Source organism: Microbacterium sp. cf046, assembly GCF_900114345.1.
In the GTDB taxonomy this organism is placed as follows: Bacteria; Actinomycetota; Actinomycetes; order Actinomycetales; family Microbacteriaceae; genus Microbacterium.
On the sequence record NZ_FOZJ01000002.1, the window covers coordinates 293761 to 315012 of the forward strand.

The 21252-nt window shown below is 70.2% G+C and carries 20 protein-coding genes; 16 read left to right on the forward strand and 4 right to left on the reverse strand.

Features of this window, described 5'->3' with window-relative positions; genetic code table 11:
• Positions 1 to 59: 59 nt before the first annotated feature.
• The 13 genes from BM349_RS07555 (at position 60) to argH (ending at position 15269) form a co-directional block, all read left to right on the forward strand.
• Positions 60 to 926, forward strand: a complete 867-nt coding sequence (locus tag BM349_RS07555) for a glutamate ABC transporter substrate-binding protein (protein WP_091705732.1) — start codon at positions 60 to 62, stop codon at positions 924 to 926.
• An 83-nt stretch (positions 927 to 1009) separates the two neighbouring features.
• Entirely contained in the window at positions 1010 to 1657 is a 648-nt protein-coding gene (locus BM349_RS07560) for an amino acid ABC transporter permease (RefSeq protein WP_091705735.1), read from the forward strand.
• Positions 1654 to 2592: an amino acid ABC transporter permease gene (locus BM349_RS07565; RefSeq protein ID WP_091705737.1), complete on the forward strand. Its 939-nt coding sequence runs from the start codon at positions 1654 to 1656 to the stop codon at positions 2590 to 2592. The genes BM349_RS07560 and BM349_RS07565 overlap by 4 nt, the downstream gene beginning before the upstream one ends.
• 42 nt (positions 2593 to 2634) lie before the next feature.
• Entirely contained in the window at positions 2635 to 3675 is a 1041-nt protein-coding gene (gene pheS / locus BM349_RS07570; protein ID WP_091705740.1) for a phenylalanine--tRNA ligase subunit alpha, read from the forward strand.
• Complete coding sequence (pheT, locus tag BM349_RS07575) at positions 3675 to 6200, forward strand: phenylalanine--tRNA ligase subunit beta (RefSeq protein WP_091705743.1); 2526 nt, start codon at positions 3675 to 3677, stop codon at positions 6198 to 6200. Before pheS ends, pheT begins: the two co-directional genes overlap by 1 nt.
• 71 nt (positions 6201 to 6271) lie before the next feature.
• The gene (locus BM349_RS07580; RefSeq protein WP_091705746.1) at positions 6272 to 7252 is read left to right on the forward strand and encodes an NAD-dependent epimerase/dehydratase family protein; all 981 of its coding nucleotides are present in this window, start codon (positions 6272 to 6274) and stop codon (positions 7250 to 7252) included.
• Between the two features lie 216 nt (positions 7253 to 7468).
• Positions 7469 to 8533: an N-acetyl-gamma-glutamyl-phosphate reductase gene (argC, locus tag BM349_RS07585; protein ID WP_091705748.1), complete on the forward strand. Its 1065-nt coding sequence runs from the start codon at positions 7469 to 7471 to the stop codon at positions 8531 to 8533.
• Entirely contained in the window at positions 8530 to 9687 is a 1158-nt protein-coding gene (gene argJ / locus BM349_RS07590) for a bifunctional glutamate N-acetyltransferase/amino-acid acetyltransferase ArgJ (protein ID WP_091705750.1), read from the forward strand. Before argC ends, argJ begins: the two co-directional genes overlap by 4 nt.
• Positions 9684 to 10589, forward strand: a complete 906-nt coding sequence (gene argB / locus BM349_RS07595) for an acetylglutamate kinase (protein WP_091705752.1) — start codon at positions 9684 to 9686, stop codon at positions 10587 to 10589. Before argJ ends, argB begins: the two co-directional genes overlap by 4 nt.
• Positions 10586 to 11803 carry an acetylornithine transaminase gene (locus BM349_RS07600; protein ID WP_091705754.1) on the forward strand — a complete coding sequence of 406 codons (1218 nt, stop codon included), beginning with the start codon at positions 10586 to 10588 and terminating at the stop codon, positions 11801 to 11803. Before argB ends, BM349_RS07600 begins: the two co-directional genes overlap by 4 nt.
• Positions 11800 to 12723: an ornithine carbamoyltransferase gene (argF, locus tag BM349_RS07605; protein WP_091705756.1), complete on the forward strand. Its 924-nt coding sequence runs from the start codon at positions 11800 to 11802 to the stop codon at positions 12721 to 12723. Before BM349_RS07600 ends, argF begins: the two co-directional genes overlap by 4 nt.
• The gene (locus BM349_RS07610) at positions 12702 to 13829 is read left to right on the forward strand and encodes a heparan-alpha-glucosaminide N-acetyltransferase domain-containing protein (protein ID WP_254773783.1); all 1128 of its coding nucleotides are present in this window, start codon (positions 12702 to 12704) and stop codon (positions 13827 to 13829) included. The genes argF and BM349_RS07610 overlap by 22 nt, the downstream gene beginning before the upstream one ends.
• 9 nt (positions 13830 to 13838) lie before the next feature.
• Positions 13839 to 15269 carry an argininosuccinate lyase gene (argH, locus tag BM349_RS07615; protein ID WP_091705758.1) on the forward strand — a complete coding sequence of 477 codons (1431 nt, stop codon included), beginning with the start codon at positions 13839 to 13841 and terminating at the stop codon, positions 15267 to 15269.
• Positions 15270 to 15286: 17 nt separating this feature from the next.
• On the opposite strand, the gene BM349_RS07620 is transcribed toward argH, so the two are convergent.
• The 3 genes from BM349_RS07620 to BM349_RS07630 are packed head-to-tail and all read right to left on the reverse strand — an operon-like array spanning position 15287 to position 17350.
• On the reverse strand, positions 15287 to 16123 hold the full coding sequence (locus BM349_RS07620; RefSeq protein ID WP_091705760.1) for a CHAD domain-containing protein: 837 nt from the start codon (positions 16121 to 16123) through the stop codon (positions 15287 to 15289).
• Positions 16120 to 16728 carry a hypothetical protein gene (locus BM349_RS07625; RefSeq protein WP_175525237.1) on the reverse strand — a complete coding sequence of 203 codons (609 nt, stop codon included), beginning with the start codon at positions 16726 to 16728 and terminating at the stop codon, positions 16120 to 16122. The genes BM349_RS07620 and BM349_RS07625 overlap by 4 nt, the downstream gene beginning before the upstream one ends.
• 31 nt (positions 16729 to 16759) lie before the next feature.
• Positions 16760 to 17350, reverse strand: coding sequence for a hypothetical protein (locus BM349_RS07630; protein WP_091705763.1), 591 nt, complete (start codon positions 17348 to 17350; stop codon positions 16760 to 16762).
• A 173-nt stretch (positions 17351 to 17523) separates the two neighbouring features.
• On the opposite strand from BM349_RS07630, the gene BM349_RS07635 reads away from it, so the two are divergent.
• The 3 genes from BM349_RS07635 to BM349_RS07645 are packed head-to-tail and all read left to right on the forward strand — an operon-like array spanning position 17524 to position 20077.
• Entirely contained in the window at positions 17524 to 17874 is a 351-nt protein-coding gene (locus BM349_RS07635; protein ID WP_091705766.1) for a VOC family protein, read from the forward strand.
• Between the two features lie 39 nt (positions 17875 to 17913).
• On the forward strand, positions 17914 to 19218 hold the full coding sequence (gene tyrS, locus BM349_RS07640; protein WP_091705769.1) for a tyrosine--tRNA ligase: 1305 nt from the start codon (positions 17914 to 17916) through the stop codon (positions 19216 to 19218).
• A gap of 52 nt (positions 19219 to 19270) precedes the next feature.
• Complete coding sequence (locus tag BM349_RS07645; protein ID WP_091705772.1) at positions 19271 to 20077, forward strand: DUF4184 family protein; 807 nt, start codon at positions 19271 to 19273, stop codon at positions 20075 to 20077.
• Here BM349_RS07645 and BM349_RS07650 read toward each other — a convergent pair.
• Positions 20074 to 21204 (reverse strand): flavin-containing monooxygenase, encoded by a 1131-nt coding sequence (locus BM349_RS07650; RefSeq protein ID WP_091705774.1) that lies wholly within the window; start codon positions 21202 to 21204, stop codon positions 20074 to 20076. The two genes, BM349_RS07645 and BM349_RS07650, sit on opposite strands and share 4 nt — an antisense overlap.
• Between the last annotated feature and the right edge of the window lie 48 nt (positions 21205 to 21252).

The window sequence follows — 21252 nt, forward strand, 5'->3', positions numbered from 1 at the left end:
GGACCCACGAAACGAGGGGCCGCTCCGAGCGGCCCGATACAGCAAAGGACTGGTAGGACATGAAGAGAACACGACTCGCGCTGGTCGCCTTCGCGGCGGCTGGTGCGCTCGCGCTCGGCGGCTGCGCCTCGGGCGGCACGGACGCCGGCGGCGAGACCGCGACACCGGAGCCGGCCCCCACATTCGCAGAGGGCAGCACGATGGCGGCGCTCGCCGAGGCGGGCACGATCACGATCGGCACGAAGTTCGACCAGCCTCTCTTCGGCCTCAACGGACCGAACGGACCGGAGGGCTTCGACGTCGAGATCGGCAAGATCATCGCGTCCGAGCTGGGCATCTCGGAAGACAACATCGAGTGGAAGGAAGCGGTCTCGGCGAACCGCGAGCCGTTCATCCAGAACGGCGAGGTCGACATCGTCATCGCGACCTACACGATCAACGACAAGCGCAAGGAAGTCGTCTCGTTCGCGGGTCCGTACTACCTCGCGGGGCAGTCGATCCTCGTGCTCGCAGACAACGACGACATCACCAGCGAGGACGACCTCGTCGGTGAACCGGTCTGCTCCGTGACCGGGTCCACCCCGGCCGCGAACCTCGAGGCCCTCGGCGCCGAGGTGCTGCTGACCGACACGTACTCGAACTGCCTCGAGCCGCTGCGCAACGGCAGCGTCGTGGCAGTCTCGACCGACAACGTGATCCTCGCCGGCCTCGCCGCGCAGAACGAGGGCGAGTTCAAGGTGGTCGGGGAGCCGTTCACCGAGGAGCCGTACGGCATCGGACTCGCGCTGGATGACACCGACTTCCGCATGTGGATCAACGACGTGCTCGAAGCCGCTGCCGAGGACGGCCGCTACGAGGATGCGTGGAACGCGACGGCCGGTACGGTCCTGCCGTTCGTGCCCGCACCCGCCGTCGACAGGTACTGATCGAACGGATGCCTCGGGCCGGCCGTTTCGCCGGCCCGAGGCATCCTTCCCCCGACACCCGCTGAGCAGACGAGAGGAGCCCGATGGAACAGCTGTGGTCGTTGATGCCCGAGTTCTGGGAGGGCTTCAAAGTCACGCTTCTGCTGCTGGTGGTCTCGGGGGTGTCCGCATTGATCCTCGGCACCTTGATCGCCGCGATGCGCATCTCGCCGGTGGCATCGCTGCGCGGGTTCGCGGCCTTCTGGGTCGAGATCGCGCGCAACACGCCGCTCACGCTCGTGTTCATCTTCACCGCGTTCGTGCTGCCGATGCTCGGCGTGCGGGCGCCGTACATCATCCTGGCGTTCCTCGCGCTGACCTACTACACCTCGCCGTTCGTCGCGGAGGCCCTGCGCTCCGGCATCAACGGCGTGCCGATCGGCCAGGCCGAAGCCGCTCGCAGCATCGGGCTCGGGTTCGGGCAGACGGTGAGCCTCGTGGTGCTGCCGCAGGCGTTCCGCATGACGGTGCCGCCGCTGATCAACGTCTTCATCGCGCTGACGAAGAACACCTCGGTCGCTGGCGGATTCTTCGTCGTCGAGCTCTTCGCCACGACGAGGCAGCTTGCGAACGACAACGGCAACATCGTCCTGCAGATCCTGTTCACGGCGGCTGCGCTGTACCTGGTCATCACGGTTCCCCTGGGCTTCTTCGCAGGGCGCCTCGAGAAGCGCTGGGTGGTGAAGCGATGAGCGGCACGAGCGTCCTGTTCGACGTGCCCGGGCCTCGCGCACGGCGGATCTCGCTGATCCTGTCCATCGTCGCCCTGCTGCTGATCCTGGGCGGCGCGTTCTGGCTCTTCACCCTGCTGGCCGCTCCCCGCGACTCGGGCGGCATCACGCTGCCCGGCATGTTCGACGGCACGCGGTGGAACATCTTCATCGACCCGCAGGTGTGGCAGTTCATCAGCGAGGGCATCATCGCCACGCTCCAGGCCGCGCTGATCGCGGGCATCGGCGCGATCGCGCTCGGGATCGTGCTGTCGCTGATGCGCAGCTCGACGTTCGCCTGGCTGCGGATTCCGACGGCGTGGCTCATCGAGTTCCTGCGCGGCATGCCCGTGCTGCTGATGATGCTGTTCATCCTGCTGATCGCATCGACTGGCGCGTTCTGGGCGGTCGTGATCGCGCTGATCCTCTACAACGGCACCCTCATCGGCGAGATCCTGCGCGCCGGGCTGGTCGCTCTGCCGCGAGGTCAGCGGGAGGCCGCGCTCAGCGTCGGCATGCGCGAATTCCAGTCCAAGATGCTGGTGGAATTCCCGCAGGCGTTCCGGCAGATGCTGCCGATCATCATCGCCCAGCTCGTCGTCCTGCTGAAGGACACCTCGCTCGGCTACATCGTCGGCTACAACGAGATCATCCGGAACAACATCAACAACCTGGGCAGCTACTACGGCAACCGGTACCTGTTCTCGCTGTTCGTGGTGACCCTCGCCATCTATCTCGCGATCAACCTGACCCTCTCGTGGTTCGCCCGCTGGCTCTCGCGCCGCACCGCCAGCGGCGGCTCGCGCGGCCGCAGGGCGAAGGGTCCGCAGCAGCCGCTCGATCCCACTCAGGCGATCCTGGTGGCCGAGGCAACCGCTGCGGCGAAGCAGTCCAACCCCCGGTCCGGCAGCGCCTGAGCGGCCCGAGGGGTCCACGCGCCCCCGGTAGACTCGCTACTCGTGTCTGACGATCCCGAAATCACGCCGGAGGCGGTGGATGCCGCCGTCGAGGCGGCTCTGCACGCCATCGCTGCGGCATCCGATACCGCCGCGCTGAAGGCAGCCCGATCCGCGCACACCGCGGAAGGCTCGCCGCTCGCGAAGCTCAACGCGCGCCTGCGCGTGGTCGCCCCCGAGCGCAAGGCGGAGTTCGGCAAGCTGGTCGGTCAGGCCCGCGGCCGCGTCACGCAGGCGCTCGTCGCCCGCGAAGAGGTGGTCGCCCTCGCCGAGACGGCCGCACGGCTCGAGTCCGAGCGGATCGACGTGACCGCGCTCGCCTCCCGCGCGCGCGTCGGGGCGCGGCATCCGATCTCGCTCCTGCAGGAGCAGGTCGCCGACATCTTCGTGGGCATGGGGTGGGAGATCGCCGAGGGGCCCGAGCTCGAGCACGAGTGGTACAACTTCGACGCCCTCAACTTCGACGCCGACCACCCGGCACGTCAGATGCAGGACACGTTCTTCGTCGACCCGGTGCAGCGCCACCTCGTGATGCGCACGCACACCAGCCCGGTGCAGGTGCGCTCGATGCTGGACCGCGAGATTCCGATCTACGTGCTGTGCCCGGGCCGGGTGTACCGCACCGATGAGTTCGACGCCACGCACCTTCCGGTGTTCACCCAGTTCGAGGGCCTGGTCGTCGACAAGGGCATCACGATGGCCCACCTCAAGGGCACCCTGGACCACGCCGCGCGCGTGCTGTTCGGACCGGAGGCCAAGACCCGCTTCCGCGCCAACTTCTTCCCCTTCACCGAGCCGTCCGCGGAACTTGACCTTTGGCACCCGACCTTCAAGGGCGGCGCGCGCTGGATCGAGTGGGGCGGCTGCGGCATGATCAACCCCAACGTGCTCCGCGCGGCCGGAATCGACCCCGAGGAGTACTCGGGCTTCGCGTTCGGCATGGGAATCGAGCGGACCCTGATGTTCCGCAGCGACGTGCAGGACATGCGCGACATGGCCGAGGGCGATGTGCGCTTCAGCGAGCAGTTCGGGATGGTGGTCTGATGCGCGTCCCCCTCTCGTGGCTGCGCGAGTACGTCGATGTGCCCGCGGACGCCACTCCCGAAGACGTGCTCGAAGCGCTCGTGCGCGTCGGGTTCGAGGAGGAGGACGTCCACACGTTCGAGCTCTCCGGACCGATCGTCGTCGGCGAGGTGCTCGAGTTCGTCGAGGAGCCGCAGTCCAACGGCAAGACCATCCGGTGGTGCCAGGTGCGGGTGGCGCCCGACGGCCGGCTCGCCGCCGACGGCGGCCCGGCGGTGCACGGCATCGTCTGCGGTGCGCGCAACTTCTTCGTCGGCGACAAGGTCGCCGTCACATTGCCCGGCGCCGTCCTTCCCGGCCCGTTCCCGATCGCGGCCCGCAAGACCTACGGGCATGTGTCCGACGGCATGATCGCCTCGGCGCGCGAACTCGGTCTCGGCGACGAGCACGACGGCATCCTGCGCCTGGCGACGCTCGGCATCGACGCGCCGGTCGGCACCGACGCGATCGCGCTGCTGGGCCTGGACGATGTCGCCGTGGAGATCAACGTCACCCCCGACCGCGGCTACGCGCTCTCGGTGCGCGGGGTCGCGCGCGAGTACGCCCACGCGACGGGTGCGGCGTTCCGCGACCCGGGGCTCCGGCCGCCGCACGAGGTCGAACCCGGCACCGGATTCGCGCTCGCCGTGCAGGACGAGGCTCCGATCCGCGGCCGCGTCGGCGCCTCCGAGTTCGTGGTGCGGGTGGTCCGCGGGGTGGATGCCGCCGCGCCGACCCCGGCGTGGATGATCGCACGCCTGACCCTGGCCGGCATCCGGTCGCTGGGCGTGCTCATCGACATCACCAACTACGTGATGCTCGAGCTCGGCAACCCGATCCACGGCTACGACCTCGACAAGCTCGCCGGCGGGATCACCGTGCGCCGCGCGGCCGCGGGGGAGCAGCTCGAGACCCTCGACGGCAGGGTGCGTGCACTGGACGCCGAGGACCTCCTGATCACCGACGATTCCGGCCCGATCGGCCTCGCCGGGGTCATGGGCGGCGGCACGACCGAGATGGGTCCCGGCACCCGGAACGTGCTGATCGAGGCGGCGGTCTTCGACACGATCTCGATCGCGCGCACGGCACGACGACACAAGCTTCCGTCCGAGGCATCGCGGCGCTTCGAGCGCGGCGTGGACCCGCAGATCCCGTTCGTCGCCGCGCAGCGCGTCGCAGATCTGATGGTCGAACTCGCCGGCGGCACGATCGACGAGCTCGGCGGCGCGCTGTTCGCCGAGTGGCAGCGTCCGCAGCTCACACTGCCGACGGGGTTCGTCCAGGGGCTGATCGGCGTGGACTACCCCGCCTCCGAGGTGATCGGGGCGCTCCGGCTCATCGGCTGCGACGTCGACGACGCCGGTGGCGAACTGCTCGTGTCACCGCCCTCATGGCGGCCCGACCTCACCGACAAGTGGACGCTCGCCGAGGAAGTGGCGCGCATCGAAGGATACGACCGCATCCCGTCGATCCTGCCGACACCTCCCTCCGGCCGGGGACTGACCTCCGCCCAGCAGGGGCGTCGCCGCGTCGCCAACGCGCTGGCCGCCGCGGGGTACGTCGAGACGCCGTCGTTCCCGTTCACGACGGAGGATCAGAACGACCTGCACGGCTCCGCATCCGGCGGGCACCTGCCGAGCGTGAAGCTCGCCAATCCGCTGGACGGCCAGGCGCCCTTCCTGCGTCGCAGCCTGATCCCCGCGCTGCTGCGCGTCGCGCACCGCAACGTCGCGCGCGGTTTCACCGATCTCTCGCTGTTCGAGACCGGCACGGTGTTCCTCCCGGAGCCGGGCGTCGCGTACGGCACGGACTTCGTCCCGCCGCTGGCCGTGCGACCGGATGCCGAGACCCTGGCCGCCCTCGACGCGTCGATCCCGCCGCAGCATCGTCATGTGGCAGTGCTGCTCACCGGCTGGCTCGCGCCGAAGCAGCCGGGCCTGGCCGCAGAGGCGGCCGGGATCGGCGATGCGCTCGACGCCGTCCGCACCATCGCCTCCGCCGCAGGGGTGACGGTCGACATCGCGCAGGGCGAGCGCGCGGCGCTGCACCCCGGCCGCACCGGAGTGCTGTCGGTCGGCGCGGTCGAGGTCGGCTACGTCGGCGAACTGCTCCCGGCCGTCGCCGAGGCGGCCGACCTGCCCGGTCGCGTCATCGTCGCCGAGCTCGATCTCGATCTCGTGCTCTCGCTCGCGGGGGAGAAGGTCGTCGCCGCGTCGCTGTCGGGTTACCCGGCGGCCACGCAGGACGTGTCCCTGGTCGTGGGGGCCGACGTGCCCGCGGCCGAGGTGCGCGCCGCGCTCGTGGCGGGTGCGGGCGAGCTGCTCGAATCGCTGCGCCTGGTCGACGACTACCGCGGCAGCGGCGTGCCGGACGGTGCGAAGAGCCTCACGTTCGCGCTCCGCTTCCGCGCATCCGACCGCACGCTGACGGCGGCGGACGCGACCGATGCCAAGCTCGCCGGTGTGGCCATGGCAGCCGAGCGGTTCGGCGCGACCCTGCGCGAGTAGCCGCCCGACTGTCCGTTCCGCCGAGGGCGGAACGGATGCGGCACCCCCGCGCCGTCTGATGGGATGTCGACATGACGAACGTACTGATCCTCGGCGGCACCGGCTGGCTGAGCGGGCGCGTGGCACGCGCGTGGACGGATGCCGGCGCATCCGTGACCTGCCTGGCACGAGGCGGCCGTTCCGCACCCGAAGGCGCCGAGCTCGTGATCGCCGACCGTGCGGACGCGGACGCCTACGACGCCGTGGCGACGCGCGAGTGGGACGAGATCGTCGAGATCTCCTCGATTCCGGAGCATGTCGAGCCTGCTGTCAAAGCGCTGTCCGGCCGGACGAAGCACTGGACGTATGTCTCGTCGCTGTCCGTGTACGCGACCAACGACGAGGTCGGCGCCGATGAGAGCGCCCCGCTGAGCGAGCCGGCCGAGCCAGGGGACGAGTACGACTACTCACGCGCGAAGGCCGCGGCCGAAGCATCCGTCCGCTCGGCGTTCGGCGAACGCGCCGCGATCGTGCGGCCGGGACTCATCGTCGGGCCGGGCGATCCGACCGACCGGTTCGGCTACTGGGTCTCACGCCTCGCGCTCGCCGGCGACCAGGACGTGCTCGCCCCGGCGCTCGCGGGACTGCACGCGCAGGTGATCGACGTGGACGACCTGGCTGAGTTCATCGTCGCGGGCGGGGCGCAGCAGTGGCACGGGGTCGCGAATGCGATCGGCGAGACAATGCCGCTCGCCGATCTCCTGGCGCACGCTCGCGCGATCGCGGCGCACACCGGCAGGATCGTAGAGGCCGACGACGACTGGCTCATCGCCCATGACGTGGAGTACTGGATGGGGCCGCGCTCGCTGCCGCTGTGGCTGCCGCGCGACATGGCGGGCTTCTCGACCCGCTCGAACGCGGCGTATCGCACGGCGGGCGGTCAGCTGCGCGACGTGGCCGACACACTCGACCGCACGCTCGCCGACGAACGTGCCCGCGGTCTCGGCCGCGACCGCCGGTCCGGCCTCACACGTGCCGAAGAGGAGGAGCTGCTCGCCGAGCTCGCGGGGTGACCGAGGGGCGCCGATTTGCGGATGCCGCGACCTGGCGGCTATCGTCGCCACATGCCTTCGGCAGCGCCCTTCTCCGCCACGCTCGTTCCGAGCGTCGCTCCCGCGCGCCGACGTCTGGACGGACGCCGACTCTAGGCGACCCTGCGCACCTCCGAGGAGGGGAGCCGTGGGCGTCGCCGTCTGAAGCCCACGACCCCAGACTCTAAGGTGGAATCCATGACATATTCGGTCGCCGTCTCCGGCGCATCCGGCTATGCGGGCGGCGAGATCCTCCGGATCCTCGCCGCACATCCCGACGTCGAGATCCGCACCGTCACGGCGCACTCGAACGCGGGACAGCCGCTCATCCAGCACCAGCCGCACCTCCGCTCGCTCGCCCACCTGACCCTGCACGACACGACGTCCGATGTGCTCGCCGGACACGACATCGTCTTCCTCGCCCTTCCCCACGGCCAGTCCGGGCAGTACACCGACGCCCTCGCCGACACCCCGCTCGTGATCGACGCCGGCGCGGATCACCGGCTCGAATCGATCGCGGACTGGGATCGGTTCTACGGCGGCGACTTCCACGACCCCTGGACCTACGGGGTGCCGGAGCTGGTCGTCGGGGGCGCCAAGCAGCGCCGGCGGCTCGTGGGCGCGTCGCGCATCGCCGCCCCGGGCTGCAACGCGAGCACCGTCAGCCTGAGCCTGGCCCCGGGTGTCGCGGCCGGAGTCATCGATCCGGGCGACATCGTGAGCGTCCTCGCGGTCGGGCCGAGCGGGGCGGGCAAGAGCCTGAAGACCAATCTGCTCGCGAGCGAGATCCTCGGCAGTGCGAACCCCTATGCCGTGGGCGGCACGCACCGCCACATCCCCGAGATCCGTCAGGCGCTCGCCGCCGCACGGGGCACCGAGGACGACTCCGCCGACGAGGGCATCCGCATCTCCTTCACGCCCGTGATCGTGCCCATGGCACGCGGCATCCTGGCGACGAGCACCGCACAGATCGCGGCCGACGCGACCGATGCCGACATCCGCGGCGCCTGGGAAGCCGCCTACGGCGACGAGACCTTCGTGCAGCTGCTGCCCGAAGGCGAGTTCCCCCGGACCGCGGACGTGCTCGGCGCCAACACCGCCCTGATCGGCCTGGCGATCGACCGCGCCGCGAACCGCGTCGTGGTGGTGGCGGCAGTCGACAACCTGGTCAAGGGCACTGCCGGGGCCGCCGTCCAGTCCATGAACATCGCGCTCGGGCTGCCCGAGGCACGCGCGCTCCCAGTGAACGGAATCGCGCCGTGAGCGTCACCGCAGCAGGGGGATTCGAAGCGGCAGGCGTCGCGGTCGGACTCAAATCGAGCGGCAGCGCCGACGTCGCCGTCGTGGTCAACCGCGGTCCGCTGAAGGTCGCCGCCGCCGTCTTCACGTCCAACCGCGCCAAGGCGAACCCGATCATCTGGTCGCAGCAGGTCATCCAGGACGGCGTGGTGGAGGCGATCGTGCTCAATTCCGGCGGAGCCAACTGCTTCACCGGCTCCTTCGGGTTCCAGACGACGCACCAGACGGCCGAAAGGGCCGCGGAGCTGCTCGGCGTGAGCGCCGGGGACGTGCTGATCTGCTCGACCGGGCTGATCGGCACGGGCGACGAGGTGTTCCGCGCGAAGGTGCTCGCCGGCACGGAGAAGGGCATCGCCGAGCTCTCCGCGGACGGAGGCGAGGCGGCATCCCTCGCGATCATGACGACGGACTCGAAGCCGAAGCGCTCCGTCGTCCGCCGGGACGGCTGGTCGATCGGCGGCATGGCGAAGGGCGCCGGGATGCTGGCACCGGGGCTCGCGACGATGCTGGTGGTCATCACGACCGACGCCGTGCTCGACGCCGCGGGGGCGGATGCGTCGCTGCGCCGCGCGACGAGCACGACCTTCGACCGCCTCGATTCGGACGGGTGCATGTCCACGAACGACCAGGTCACCCTCATGGTCAACGGAGCGAGCGGCATCCGCCCCTCGCTCGATGACTTCGCCGCCGCACTCGCAGAGGTCTGCCTCGACCTCGCCCGGCAGCTGCAGGGCGACGCCGAAGGGGCCAGTCACGACATCACGATCGAGGTCGTGCACGCGGCATCCGAGGCGGACGCGGTCGAGGTCGGCCGCTCCGTCGCCCGCAACAACCTCTTCAAAGCCGCGATCTTCGGCAACGACCCGAACTGGGGCCGCGTGCTCGCCGCGATCGGAACGACCGCTGCCGAGTTCGATCCCTACGATGTCGACGTGTGGATGAACGGTGTCCGCGTGTGCAGCCAGGGCGGTCCGGACGCGCCGCGCGACGACGTCGATCTGGCCCCGCGCGCCACGCACCTGCTGATCGACCTGAAGGTCGGCCAGGCCACCGCCACGATCCTCACGAACGACCTCACCCACGACTACGTCCACGAGAACAGCGCGTACGCGACATGACAGAGATCGATCTGCAGGACACCGATCCGGCCGAGGCGAGCGGCAAGGCCGCGACCCTGATCGAGTCGCTGCCGTGGCTCCGGCGCTTCAGCGACCAGGTGATCGTCATCAAGTACGGCGGCAACGCGATGGTCAGCGAAGAGCTGCAGGACGCCTTCGCCGCGGACATCGCGTACCTGCGCTACGTCGGGGTCAAGCCGGTCGTGGTGCACGGCGGCGGACCGCAGATCTCGTCGATGCTCGACCGCCTCGCGATCCCGAGCGAGTTCAAGGGCGGCTACCGCGTCACCAGCACCGAGGCGATCAGCGTGGTGCGCATGGTGCTCACCGGGCAGATCAATCCGCAGCTCGTCGCGAAGATCAACGCGCACGGACCGCACGCGACCGGGCTGTCCGGCGAGGACGCGGGTCTGTTCGGCGGACGTCGCAGGGGAGTGGTCGTCGATGGCATCCACCATGACCTCGGCCGGGTCGGCGATGTCGTCGAGGTCGACCCGAAGCCGGTGCACGACCAGCTGGCGGCGGGCCGCATCCCCGTCGTCTCCAGCATCGCGCCCGACCTGGATCATCCCGGCCACTCGCTCAACGTCAACGCGGATGCCGCGGCCGCGGCTCTCGCGATTGCGCTGGGCGCCGCGAAGCTCGTCGTGCTGACCGACGTGGCGGGACTCTACGCCGACTGGCCGAACCGCGACTCGCTGGTCTCGCATCTGACCGCGGCGGAGCTGCGCGCGATGCTGCCGTCGCTCGAGTCGGGCATGATCCCGAAGATGCGGGCATGCCTGGACGCGGTCGAGGGCGGCGTCGAGACCGCGGCGATCATCGACGGCCGGGTCCCGCACTCGGTCCTCGCGGAGATCTTCACCAGCAAGGGAATCGGAACGGAAGTGGTGCTCGGATGAGTTGGCAGGATGACGCAGGGCGCGACCTGGTTCGCAGCTTCGGGCCGCGGATGGAGATGTTCGTCCGCGGCGAGGGCGCCTACCTGTGGGATGCCGACGGTCGACGCTACCTCGACTTCCTCGCCGGCATCGCGGTCAACTCGCTCGGGCACGCCCACCCCGTCTTCGTCGAGGCGATCGCCGCGCAGGCGGCGACCCTCGCCCACGTGTCGAACTACTTCGCCACGCCGCCGCAGCTCGAGCTCGCTGCGCGGCTGAAGCGGATAGCCGGAACCGGCGAGTCCGGCCGCGTGTACTTCGGGAACTCCGGGGCCGAGGCCAATGAGGCCGCCTTCAAGCTCGCCCGCCTGCACGGCGGCGTCGAGCGTCCCCGCATCCTCGCGCTGACCGATGCGTTCCACGGACGCACGATGGGCACGCTGGCCCTGACCGGCAAGCCGTACATGCAGGAGCCGTTCCTGCCCATGACACCCGGAGTGGAGTTCATCGACTCGACGATCGAGGCGCTGGAGGCTGCGCTCGACGACCGTGTCGCCGCGCTGTTCGTCGAGCCGATCAAGGGCGAGGCGGGGGTCATCGACCTGCCGGACGGCTACCTCCGCGCCGCGCGTGCGCTGACCGCGGAGCACGGTGCGCTGCTGATCATCGACGAAATCCAGACCGGCGCGGGACGCACCGGCGAGTGGTTCGCGTTCCAGCACGCCGGCATCACCCCCGATGCGATCACCGTCGCGAAGGGCATCGGCGGCGGGTTCCCGATCGGCGCGCTCATCACGTTCGGCGCCGCGAGCGAGCTCTTCTACCCGGGCACCCACGGATCCACGTTCGGTGGCAACGCGCTCGGGACGGCGGTCTCGTCCGCGGTCCTCGGCGAGATCGAAGACGAGGGACTTGTGCAGAACTCCGCCGACCGCGGACGGCAGCTGCGCGCCGCGATCGCCGCGATCGACTCGCCCCTCATCGACGGATGCCGCGGCCAGGGCCTGCTCATCGGCATCGCGCTGCGGCTCCCGGTCGCCAAGGCGATCGTCTCGGCTGCTCAGGAGCACGGGCTGATCGTCAACGCGCCGAACGACGAGACCATCCGCCTCGTGCCCGCCCTCAACGTCGGCGATGTCGAGATCGACGAGTTCATCGCGCTGTTCACCGCGTCCTTGCGGACCGTGCAGGACGCGCTCGTGCTCGATGTGGACGCCGAAGGGGTCACCGCATGACCCGCCATCTGCTGCGCGATGACGATCTCACCGCATCGGAGCAGGCCGAGATCCTCGATCTCGCCGTCGCCCTGAAGAAGGATCGCTGGAAGCTCACGCCGCTGGCCGGCCCGCAGACGGTCGCGGTGATCTTCGACAAGTCATCGACCCGGACGCGGGTGTCGTTCGCCGTCGGCATCGCCGACCTGGGCGGCTCGCCCCTGATCATCTCCACCGCGAACAGCCAGCTCGGCGGCAAGGAGACTCCGTCCGACACCGCACGGGTGCTGGAGCGCCAGGTCGCGGCGATCGTCTGGCGCACGTACGCGCAGGCAGGACTCGAGGAGATGGCCGCCGGGACGCGTGTGCCCGTCATCAACGCGCTGAGCGACGACTTCCACCCGTGCCAGCTGCTCGCCGACCTGCTCACGATCCAGGAGCACAAGGGCGAGCTGCGCGGTCTCACGCTCGCGTTCTTCGGCGACGGGCGCTCGAACATGGCCCACTCCTACATGCTCGCCGGCGTCACGGCCGGGATGCACGTCAGGGTCGCCTCTCCCGAGTCCTACGCGCCGCGCGCCGACGTCGTCGACGCGGCCGACCGTCGCGCCGCGCAGACCGGCGCCTCGCTCACGCTCTACACCGACGCGAACGAGGCGGCCGCCGGCGCCGATGTGATCGTGACCGACACCTGGGTCTCGATGGGCAAGGAGGAGGAGAAGCTCGCGCGCCTGCGCGACCTCGGCGAGTACAAGGTCACCCGCGAACTCATGTCGCTGGCCACGCCCGACGCGATCTTCATCCACTGCCTCCCGGCCGATCGCGGCTACGAGGTCGAGGCCGAGGTGATCGACGGCCCGCAGAGCGTCGTGTGGGACGAGGCCGAGAACCGACTGCACGCCCAGAAGGCGCTGCTGGTGTGGCTGCTTCGCCAGGAGTGACGGGCACGCCGCAGGCGCGACCGGCCGGCTGGCTCCCGACCCGCTGGAGCCGGCTCAACGGTCCGCAGCGCATCGCGGGCGTGGACCTCGCGCGCGGTCTCGCCGTCATCGGCATGGTCGCCGCGCACCTGCTGTGGATCGACGACTTCGACTTCGCGGATGCCTCCACCTGGATCGGCGTGGTCGACGGACGGTCATCCATCCTCTTCGCGACGCTCGCGGGCGTCTCGATCGGGCTGGTCACCGGTGGGACGAGCCCGCTCGCTCCGCCCGAGATGCGGGTCGCGCGCGGTCGGCTGGCGGTGCGAGCGGGGATGCTGTGGCTGATCGGCATCTGGCTGATCGCGACCGGCGTGCCGGTGTACGTCATCCTCCCGGCCTACGCCCTGCTCTTCCTCATCGCACTGCCCCTCGTCACGCTCGGGGCCCGCTCCCTGTTCCTCCTGGCGGGCGCGCTCGCGCTCGTCATGCCGTTCGTGCAGGTGCTGCTGGACAGCCTGCCGTTCTGGTCGACCGCCTGGGGCGAGCTCGTCTCGGTCGCGATCGGCTGGCACTACCCGTTCCCGGTCTGGATCGCCTTCGTCCTCGCCGGTCTCGGTGCCGCGCGCGCCGGCATCCTCACCCTCCGCGTCCAGCTCTGGCTGCTGGCAGCGGGCAGCGCGCTCGCGGTCGCCGGCTACGGACTGGATGCGGCCTCCGGGGCCACGGCATCCGAGATCGTCCGGTTCGGGGGAGCGGTCTGGACCGCGGCACCGCACTCGAGCGGGCTCCTGGAGGTGATCGGGTCCGGCGGATTCGCGCTCGCGGTGATCGGCCTGTGTCTGCTGGCCTGCCGCACGATTCTGACCTGGGTCGCACTCCCGGTGCGCGCAGTCGGGGCCATGCCGCTGACCGCATACACCGCGCAGCTCGTGATCTGGGCGATCGCGGCCACCGTCATCCTCGGAAACCCGGGCGATCTTCGCGGATTCCGCGATCTCGAGCCGTTCTGGCCGATCATCCTGTCGCTCGTCATCGGGTGCACCGCATGGGCGCTCCTGATCGGACGCGGTCCGCTCGAGTGGCTGGTCGACCGCGTCGCACGACTGCTGGTGCGGCGTCGATAGGCTGATCCGATGAGCGATTCGAAGGGCGACGGCACGAACGAGGGCGCACTCTGGGGCGCCCGTTTCGCAACGGGGCCCTCGCCGGAGCTGGCGGCCCTCAGCCGCTCGACCCACTTCGACTGGGACCTGGCGCTCTACGACATCGCCGGCTCGCACGCGCATGCGAAGGCCCTCGCGGCGGCAGGGTACCTCGATGCCGATCAGGAGCGTCGCATGCACGAGGGCCTGGACGTGCTGGCCACAGGCATCGTCGAGGGGACTCTCCGACCGGGACCCGACGACGAGGACGTGCACGGCGCGCTCGAATCCGCCCTCATCGATGTCGTCGGCCCCGAGCTCGGCGGCCGCCTGAGGGCGGGGCGCAGCCGCAACGACCAGATCGCGACGCTGGTGCGGATGTACCTGCTCGATCACTCCCGCACGATCGCGCGCGACATCCTGCGGCTGATCGACGCGATCGTGGCGCAGGCCGAGGCCCACCCGACCGCGATCATGCCGGGTCGCACGCACCTCCAGCATGCGCAGCCGATCCTGCTCGCCCACCATCTCCAGGCGCACGCCTGGCCGCTCGTGCGCGACCTCGAGCGCCTTCGGGACTGGTCGGCCCGTGCGGCCGTGTCACCGTACGGCGGCGGCGCACTGGCCGGCTCGTCGCTCGGGCTCGATCCCGCGTTGGTCGCCCGCGAGCTCGGGCTCTCCCGCCCCGCGGAGAACTCGCTGGACGGGACGTCGGCGCGCGATGTGGTGGCGGAATTCGCCTACGTCACCGCTCAGCTCGGGATCGACGTCTCGCGGTTCGCCGAGGACATCATCCTGTGGAACACGCGCGAGTTCGGATTCGTGACCCTCGACGACGGCTTCTCCACCGGCTCCAGCATCATGCCGCAGAAGAAGAACCCCGACATCGCCGAACTCGCCCGCGGCAAGGCGGGGCGGCTCGTCGGCAACCTGACCGGACTGCTGACCACGCTCAAGGGACTGCCGCTGGCCTACAACCGCGACCTCCAGGAGGACAAGGAGCCGGTCTTCGACTCGATCGCAACGCTCGAGGTGCTCCTGCCCGCATTCGCGGGCATGGTCGCGACGCTTCGCTTCGACACCGCACGGATGGCCGATCTTGCGCCGCAGGGATTCTCGCTCGCCACTGACGTCGCCGATTGGCTGGTGCGCCAGGGCGTGCCGTTCCGCGACGCCCACGAGGCATCCGGTGCGCTCGTACGGCTCTGCGAAGAGCGGGGGATCGAGCTCTCGGATGTGACCGACGCGATGTTCGCCTCGGTGTCGCTCGATCTCTCGCGCGACGTGCGCGATGTCCTCACGATCGAAGGGTCCGTCTCCAGCCGCAACGGCGTCGGAGGCACCGCCCCAGACCGCGTCACCGAGCAGCGCGCGGAACTCGTCGCGCGGGCCCAGTCGGTCGGGCACGCACTCGGCCTCTAGGCCTGGGCCCGCCGCGCTCAGCCCCGGAGGTGCTCCGCCTCGCTCAGCACGGCCGCGACATCGTCCGCCTGCGCGCGCGTGCTCGCGATCAGGTCGGTGAGCGCCTCCGATGTCTCGGGGCTGCGCGACCGCCCGTCCATCCGCTCCAGGAAGCCGAGCGCCACGACTGCGTCCTGGTGCTCGCCCAGTGCATCCTGCAGCGCCTTGCTCCGCTCGATGATCTCCTCCGCATCCGCACCGAGGACCGGAGCGGCGAGTTCGACCGCGTAGCGGTGGCGTTTGGCGGCCTTGCGCGCGTCGTGCAGCAGGGCGCGGGCGTCGTCGCCGGATGCCGATGCGTCACGCGCCCTCTGCAGACGTTTCCGCAGCCGCGCTTCGGCCTTGTCGACCCGACGCAGGGCGCGCGCCGCGGCGCGGTCGGCCTCGGCGGTCGTCGGCGGATCGTCCCGCCAGCGTGTCACCGCGACCGCGAGGGCACGGCCGCGGTCGCTGTCCAAAGCCGCGGTGACCGCATTCCAGGCACGCCTCCGGTCGTTCCGGATCCGCCTGCCGATGACGCGTCGCGCGACGGCAGCCGTCGACGCGTCCGGACCCGTGAAGCGCTCGGCGAGCACCTGAAGGTCGCGGACATCGCCGAGCAGGAGCCCCATCCACCGCAGCTCCTGCGCGAAGCCGGAGCGCGATTCGGCGTCGTAGACGGCGCCGTATGTGCGAAGTGTCGCGCGCAGGCGCCGGATAGCGACGCGAGTGGGGTGCACGACGGACTCGTCGCGCGCCATCAGGGCTGCACGAGCGTCGAGGATCACGTCGCACTGCTCGTCGACGTACGCCTGGACGAGCGCCCCGAGTCTCACCAGATCGCCAGTCGCACCAGCGCCCCGACGACGCACGCCCAGAGCAGGCTGGACAGGGTGCCGATGATGAACCGTTCGCGCGACTCGGCCGCGGAAAGCTCCGAGAACCGGCCGACGCCCTTGACGGCCACGACGATCGCGATCGCCTCGGGGTAGCCGGCGATCAGGGCGATGACCACCGAGAGCCGTTCCAGATAGCCGATCGTCGTGCCTCCCCGCAGCACCTCGGTGCCCGTTCCGGCGGGCGCCTCGCCGTCGGCGACGCCCGCGGCCTCGGCATCCAGGATGATCCCGCCGTTGACGCCGTCGCGAACCCGGCCGTGGGTGGCCATCTCCAGGACGCGCCGGGTCACGGGGTTCCCGCCCAGGACGGCGACGGTCGTTCCCAGGAGGGCGACGATCAGGCCCATGATGACCGGGACGTTGACGGGGGAGACGACCACGACGATCAGGGAGAGCACCACGAGCGCGCCGGCGATGATCAGCGGGAGGGTGGTCGGGCGCTTCAGGCTGATGATGATCAGCACGAGAGCGGCGCACATCGCGAGGAACAGGAAGATCGACAGGATGGCGGCGATGATCGCTTCCGGGAAGATCACTGGCATTCGGCCAGTCTTCCACGGGGCTGCCCCACGATCAGCGGTCCAGGCGCTCCAGTGTCCGGGCGAGGGCCGGGATCGCCGCTTCCTCGAGCCTCAGACCACCGGCTTTCGCGCGAAGGCTCACGGCGGTCGGAGTGATGCCGAGCCGAGCGGCGATCTGCTTCTGGCTGAGGCCCTCCGCCAGCAGGTCGGCCACCTCCCAGCCCTGCTCCGACCGGCGGTCACGCAGGTCGACGAGAAGACGCAGATACGCCTCGGCATCCTCGGCGGCGACGCCGTCGGCCGATGCGACGGCGACTCGGCCCGACGCGGACTTCGCGCGCTCGACCGCTTCACGGGCCAGGACGAACACCGAACCCCGCGCGGCGCGGATGTCGGCGGGCAACGGCGTCTCGAATGCGCCCGCGCCCAGCCCGACGCTCCACCGGCCGTCGCGCAGCAGCTCGAGGACGATGTCCAACGCCGCCGGGGCGCTCGCCGTGAGCGCCTGCAGCTCATCGCCCGCGTTGCGCTGAACGGGGAGGGTGAGCCGGTCGGCCCCGACTCGCTCCACGAGCCGGACGCCGTCGGGGACGAGGTCCGCGTTGCTTCTGCTGTCGCGCTGGTCCGCGGTGATGACGAACATGGTTCCTCCCGTCCGTGATGAACAGCGATAAGCGCTGAGGCTTCATCGTAGTGAATGATGCTACAGGACTTCATCACATCGACGCCAGACAGTCCTCATGCTTACTCGCGTCGAATGAAGCCGGAGGGCTTATCTACTGGACGACGCGTCCGAGCGTGTGCCAGCCTCGCACCATGGCGAAAGTTGAGCATTTCGAGATTCCCGTCGACGACATCGCGCGGGCCCAGGCCTTCTACACCGCAGTCCTCGACTTCGACTACGAACCGTGGGGCGACGAGATGGGGATGCTGCGACAGCCGAAGGCGGAGGGAATCAACGGCGATCTCCATCTGCGCGGTGCGACGCCGCATCCCACGGTCGTCTTCACCGTCGATCGCATCGAGGACACGGTCGCGCGCGCGATCGCCGCGGGCGGGGAGCAGATCGGCGAGATCCAGCCGATGAGCGAGACGGCGCGATGGGTCTACATCAAGGATTCCGAAGGCAACATCATCGGCCTGTACGACGAGATCTCGGCGGCCTGAGGTCGGGGGCATCCGGGGCCCGCTGATAACCTCGAACGCGTGTCCTCTCCCGCTCTGACCTCGAGCGCGCCCGCCATCGATCCGACGTTCGAGAACGTCTGGGATGAACTGGTCTGGCGCGGACTCGTGCACGTGTCGACCGACCCGGACGCCCTGCGCGCGCTGCTGGCCGGGCCGCCGATCACGTACTACTGCGGATTCGACCCGACCGCTCCCAGCCTGCACCTGGGCAATCTCGTCCAGCTGCTCGTGATGCGCCGACTGCAGCTCGCGGGGCACAAGCCGCTCGGTCTCGTCGGCGGCTCGACCGGGCTCGTCGGCGACCCCCGGCCCTCGGCCGAGCGCACGCTGAACACCAAGGAGACCGTCGCCGAGTGGGTCGGCTACCTCCGCTCGCAGATCGAGCGGTTCCTGAGCTTCGAGGGCGAGAACGCGGCCCGCATGGTCAACAACCTCGACTGGACCGCGCCGATGAGCGCGATCGACTTCCTCCGCGACATCGGCAAGCATTACCGCGTCGGGACGATGCTCAAGAAGGATGCCGTCAGCGCGCGCCTGAACTCGGACGAGGGCATCAGCTACACCGAGTTCAGCTACCAGATCCTCCAGGGTCTGGACTACCGGGAGCTCTTCCTCCAGTACGGCTGCGTCCTGCAGACCGGCGGCAGCGACCAGTGGGGGAATCTCACGAGCGGTGTCGACCTCATCCATCGTGCCGAGGGAACGAGCGTGCACGCGATCGGCACGCCCCTGATCACGAACAGCGACGGCCGCAAGTTCGGCAAGAGCGAGGGCAACGCGATCTGGCTGGATGCGAAGCTGACCAGCCCCTACGCGATGTACCAGTTCTGGCTCAACACCGACGACGCCGACGTGGCCGACCGGCTGAAGGTCTTCACCTTCCTCACGCGCGCCGAGATCGAGGAGATCGTCGCGGCGCACGACGCCGAGCCGTTCCGTCGCATCGGGCAGAAGCGGATCGCGTTCGAGGTGACGAGCCTCGCGCACGGGCCGGATGCCGCCGCCGCCGCCATCGCCGCGTCGGAAGCGCTCTTCGGCCAGGGCGATCTCACGTCGCTGGATGCCGCGACGCTCGAGAGCGCACTGCGCGAACTGCCGCACGCCGACCTCGCCGCCGGGACGCCGGTGGTCAACGCGCTGGTCGAGACCGGCCTCGTTGCGAGCCTGAGCGAGGCCCGCCGGGCGATCGCCCAGGGTGGCGTCTCGGTCGACGGCGCGAAAGTCGAGGACGACGCCGCCGTGGTCGCAGGATCCCTGCCCGGCGGGGTGTCGGTGCTGCGCCGCGGGAAGAAGACGCTCGCCGGCGTCTTCGTCCGCGGGTGAGCCGACCGGTCCGAACAGCCGGGCGCTGAGCGAGCCCGCGAGTCGACACGCCATGCCGTTCACTCCGAGTCACGCGGTCGTCGCACTGCCCTTCATCCGCACGCCGCTGATCCCGGCGGCGATCGCGATCGGCGCGATGACCCCCGACCTGCCGCTGTTCCTTCGCGGGACACCCGTGCGGTACGCCGTGACACACGACCTCGCATGGATGCCGCTGACGATCGCGCTGGTGCTGCTCGTGATCTGGCGCGCTGTGCTGCGCCCTGCCGCCCGGGAGTTGGTGCCCATGGGGCTGGCCCGACGTCTTCCGGGGGAGTGGGATGCGGGCGCCGCCGCGGCGCTGCGCGAGACCTTCGCGATCGCCGGGACTCCGCCGCGCGCGTCATGGCGCGGCATCCTGCTCCTGCTGGTCTCGCTCGCGATCGGCATCGCGAGCCACGTCGTGTGGGATCTGTTCACGCACGAGGACAGGTGGGGCGTGGAGGTGCTGCCTGTGCTCGATGAGCTCTGGGGCCCGCTTTCCGGGTATCGATGGCTGCAGCACGGCTCGTCGGTGCTCGGGCTGGCGGTGCTCGGGATCTGGGCGGTCCTGTGGGTTCGCCGGCGAGACGCGACCTCCTGCGTGAGGGTGCTGCCGTCGCCGTTGCGCTGGGCGTGGTGGCTGTCGCTGCCGACGATCCTCATCCTGGCGTGGACTGCCGGCCTGGCGATCTCCGGACCGATCACGGCCGAGTGGACGATTCCGCATCTCGCGTACCGGGTGCTGCCGCCCGCATGCGCGCTGTGGGCGGTCCTGACCGCCGGGCTTGCCGTGGCCGTGCAGGTGCTGCGCGCGCGGCGGTCGGTGCCGGCCGGCTAGCGCTGCAGGTCCCGGGCGATCGCCCGCGCGGTCGATCTGGCGTCGAGCTTGATCTGGAACAGCTGACCCTTGAGGGGATTGGTGAGTCCGACGAAGCGCATCCCGCGCGCGTGCGGGAGCTGCCGGCGACCTCGCACGACGGGCCGGCCGTTGTCGTCGAGGACGCCGAGATGTCCGAGCATGGGGTCGAGGCCGGTCGTGTACCCGGTGGCTGCGATCACGGCGTCGGGCGCGAATCGCGTTCCGTCGACGAGCACCACGTCGCGCGCCTCGAATCGGTCCACGGCCGCGACGGGCACGACCCGCCGTGACCGCAGCGCCGCGACGAGCCCGACGTCGATCGTCGGAGTGATGCCGGTGGCCCTTGCCTGCGCCACGACTCCGGCGCCCGCCGCCGGCATGCCGTACCGGGTCAGATCGCCCAGGATCATGCGCTGCAGCAGTCGGTTGAGGGGATCGACCAGCCACGACGGCGAATACTCCATCGCGACCGCCAGCATCGTGGTGGGCACCGGTCCGATCTGGCGCGGCACGATGTTCGGTGGTGTCCGCACCGAGACTCGGATCGTCGCCGCACCCTGCTCGGCCAGATCCGCTGCGATCTCGGCTCCTGTGTTGCCCGCACCCACGACGAGCACGTCCCTCCCGACGAACGGCGCGGCGCTCCGGTACTCGGCCGCATGAAGGACCTCGCCGCGGAACCCATCGAGTCCCGGCCACCTCGGCGGCACGGGGGAGTTGCTGTAGCCGGTCGCGATCACGACCTGGCGCGCGGTCAGCTCGCCCGCGTCCGAGTCCGCTCGCCACCCTCGGCCATCGCGATCCACACGGTGCACCCCGGTTCCGAACAGGGGCGCGATCCCGTGGTACCGGGCGTAGCGCCGCACGTACCCGGCCATGTCGTCCTTGGCGACCCACCGACCCGACGTCTCCGAGATCCGCAGGCCGGGCAGTGCCGATTGGATTCGAGGCGTATGGAGGTGAAGGCGGTCGTACCTGCCCCGCCATGAATCGCCGGCGCCTCGGCTGCGGTCCACCACCAGCGCGTCGACTCCCCAGTCCTTCAGGCACGCCGCGACGGCGAGTCCGGCCGGCCCGGCGCCGACGACCAGAACCTCAGCGTCCATGCGGCCGAACCGGATCGTGTGCGCAGCGCTTGCGAGCGCCCGTAGCGT

What these genes read in the sequence shown, in the direction of transcription:
- BM349_RS07555 (WP_091705732.1), top strand. Translation starts at nt 60, where the DNA reads ATGAAGAGAACACGACTCGCGCTGGTCGCCTTCGCGGCGGCTGGTGCG.
- BM349_RS07560 (WP_091705735.1), top strand. Translation starts at nt 1,010, where the DNA reads ATGGAACAGCTGTGGTCGTTGATGCCCGAGTTCTGGGAGGGCTTCAAA.
- BM349_RS07565 (WP_091705737.1), top strand. Translation starts at nt 1,654, where the DNA reads ATGAGCGGCACGAGCGTCCTGTTCGACGTGCCCGGGCCTCGCGCACGG.
- pheT (WP_091705743.1), top strand. Translation starts at nt 3,675, where the DNA reads ATGCGCGTCCCCCTCTCGTGGCTGCGCGAGTACGTCGATGTGCCCGCG.
- BM349_RS07580 (WP_091705746.1), top strand. Translation starts at nt 6,272, where the DNA reads ATGACGAACGTACTGATCCTCGGCGGCACCGGCTGGCTGAGCGGGCGC.
- argC (WP_091705748.1), top strand. Translation starts at nt 7,469, where the DNA reads ATGACATATTCGGTCGCCGTCTCCGGCGCATCCGGCTATGCGGGCGGC.
- argB (WP_091705752.1), top strand. Translation starts at nt 9,684, where the DNA reads ATGACAGAGATCGATCTGCAGGACACCGATCCGGCCGAGGCGAGCGGC.
- BM349_RS07600 (WP_091705754.1), top strand. Translation starts at nt 10,586, where the DNA reads ATGAGTTGGCAGGATGACGCAGGGCGCGACCTGGTTCGCAGCTTCGGG.
- argF (WP_091705756.1), top strand. Translation starts at nt 11,800, where the DNA reads ATGACCCGCCATCTGCTGCGCGATGACGATCTCACCGCATCGGAGCAG.
- argH (WP_091705758.1), top strand. Translation starts at nt 13,839, where the DNA reads ATGAGCGATTCGAAGGGCGACGGCACGAACGAGGGCGCACTCTGGGGC.
- BM349_RS07625 (WP_175525237.1), bottom strand. Translation starts at nt 16,728, where the DNA reads ATGCCAGTGATCTTCCCGGAAGCGATCATCGCCGCCATCCTGTCGATC.
- BM349_RS07630 (WP_091705763.1), bottom strand. Translation starts at nt 17,350, where the DNA reads ATGTTCGTCATCACCGCGGACCAGCGCGACAGCAGAAGCAACGCGGAC.
- BM349_RS07635 (WP_091705766.1), top strand. Translation starts at nt 17,524, where the DNA reads ATGGCGAAAGTTGAGCATTTCGAGATTCCCGTCGACGACATCGCGCGG.
- BM349_RS07645 (WP_091705772.1), top strand. Translation starts at nt 19,271, where the DNA reads ATGCCGTTCACTCCGAGTCACGCGGTCGTCGCACTGCCCTTCATCCGC.
- BM349_RS07650 (WP_091705774.1), bottom strand. Translation starts at nt 21,204, where the DNA reads ATGGACGCTGAGGTTCTGGTCGTCGGCGCCGGGCCGGCCGGACTCGCC.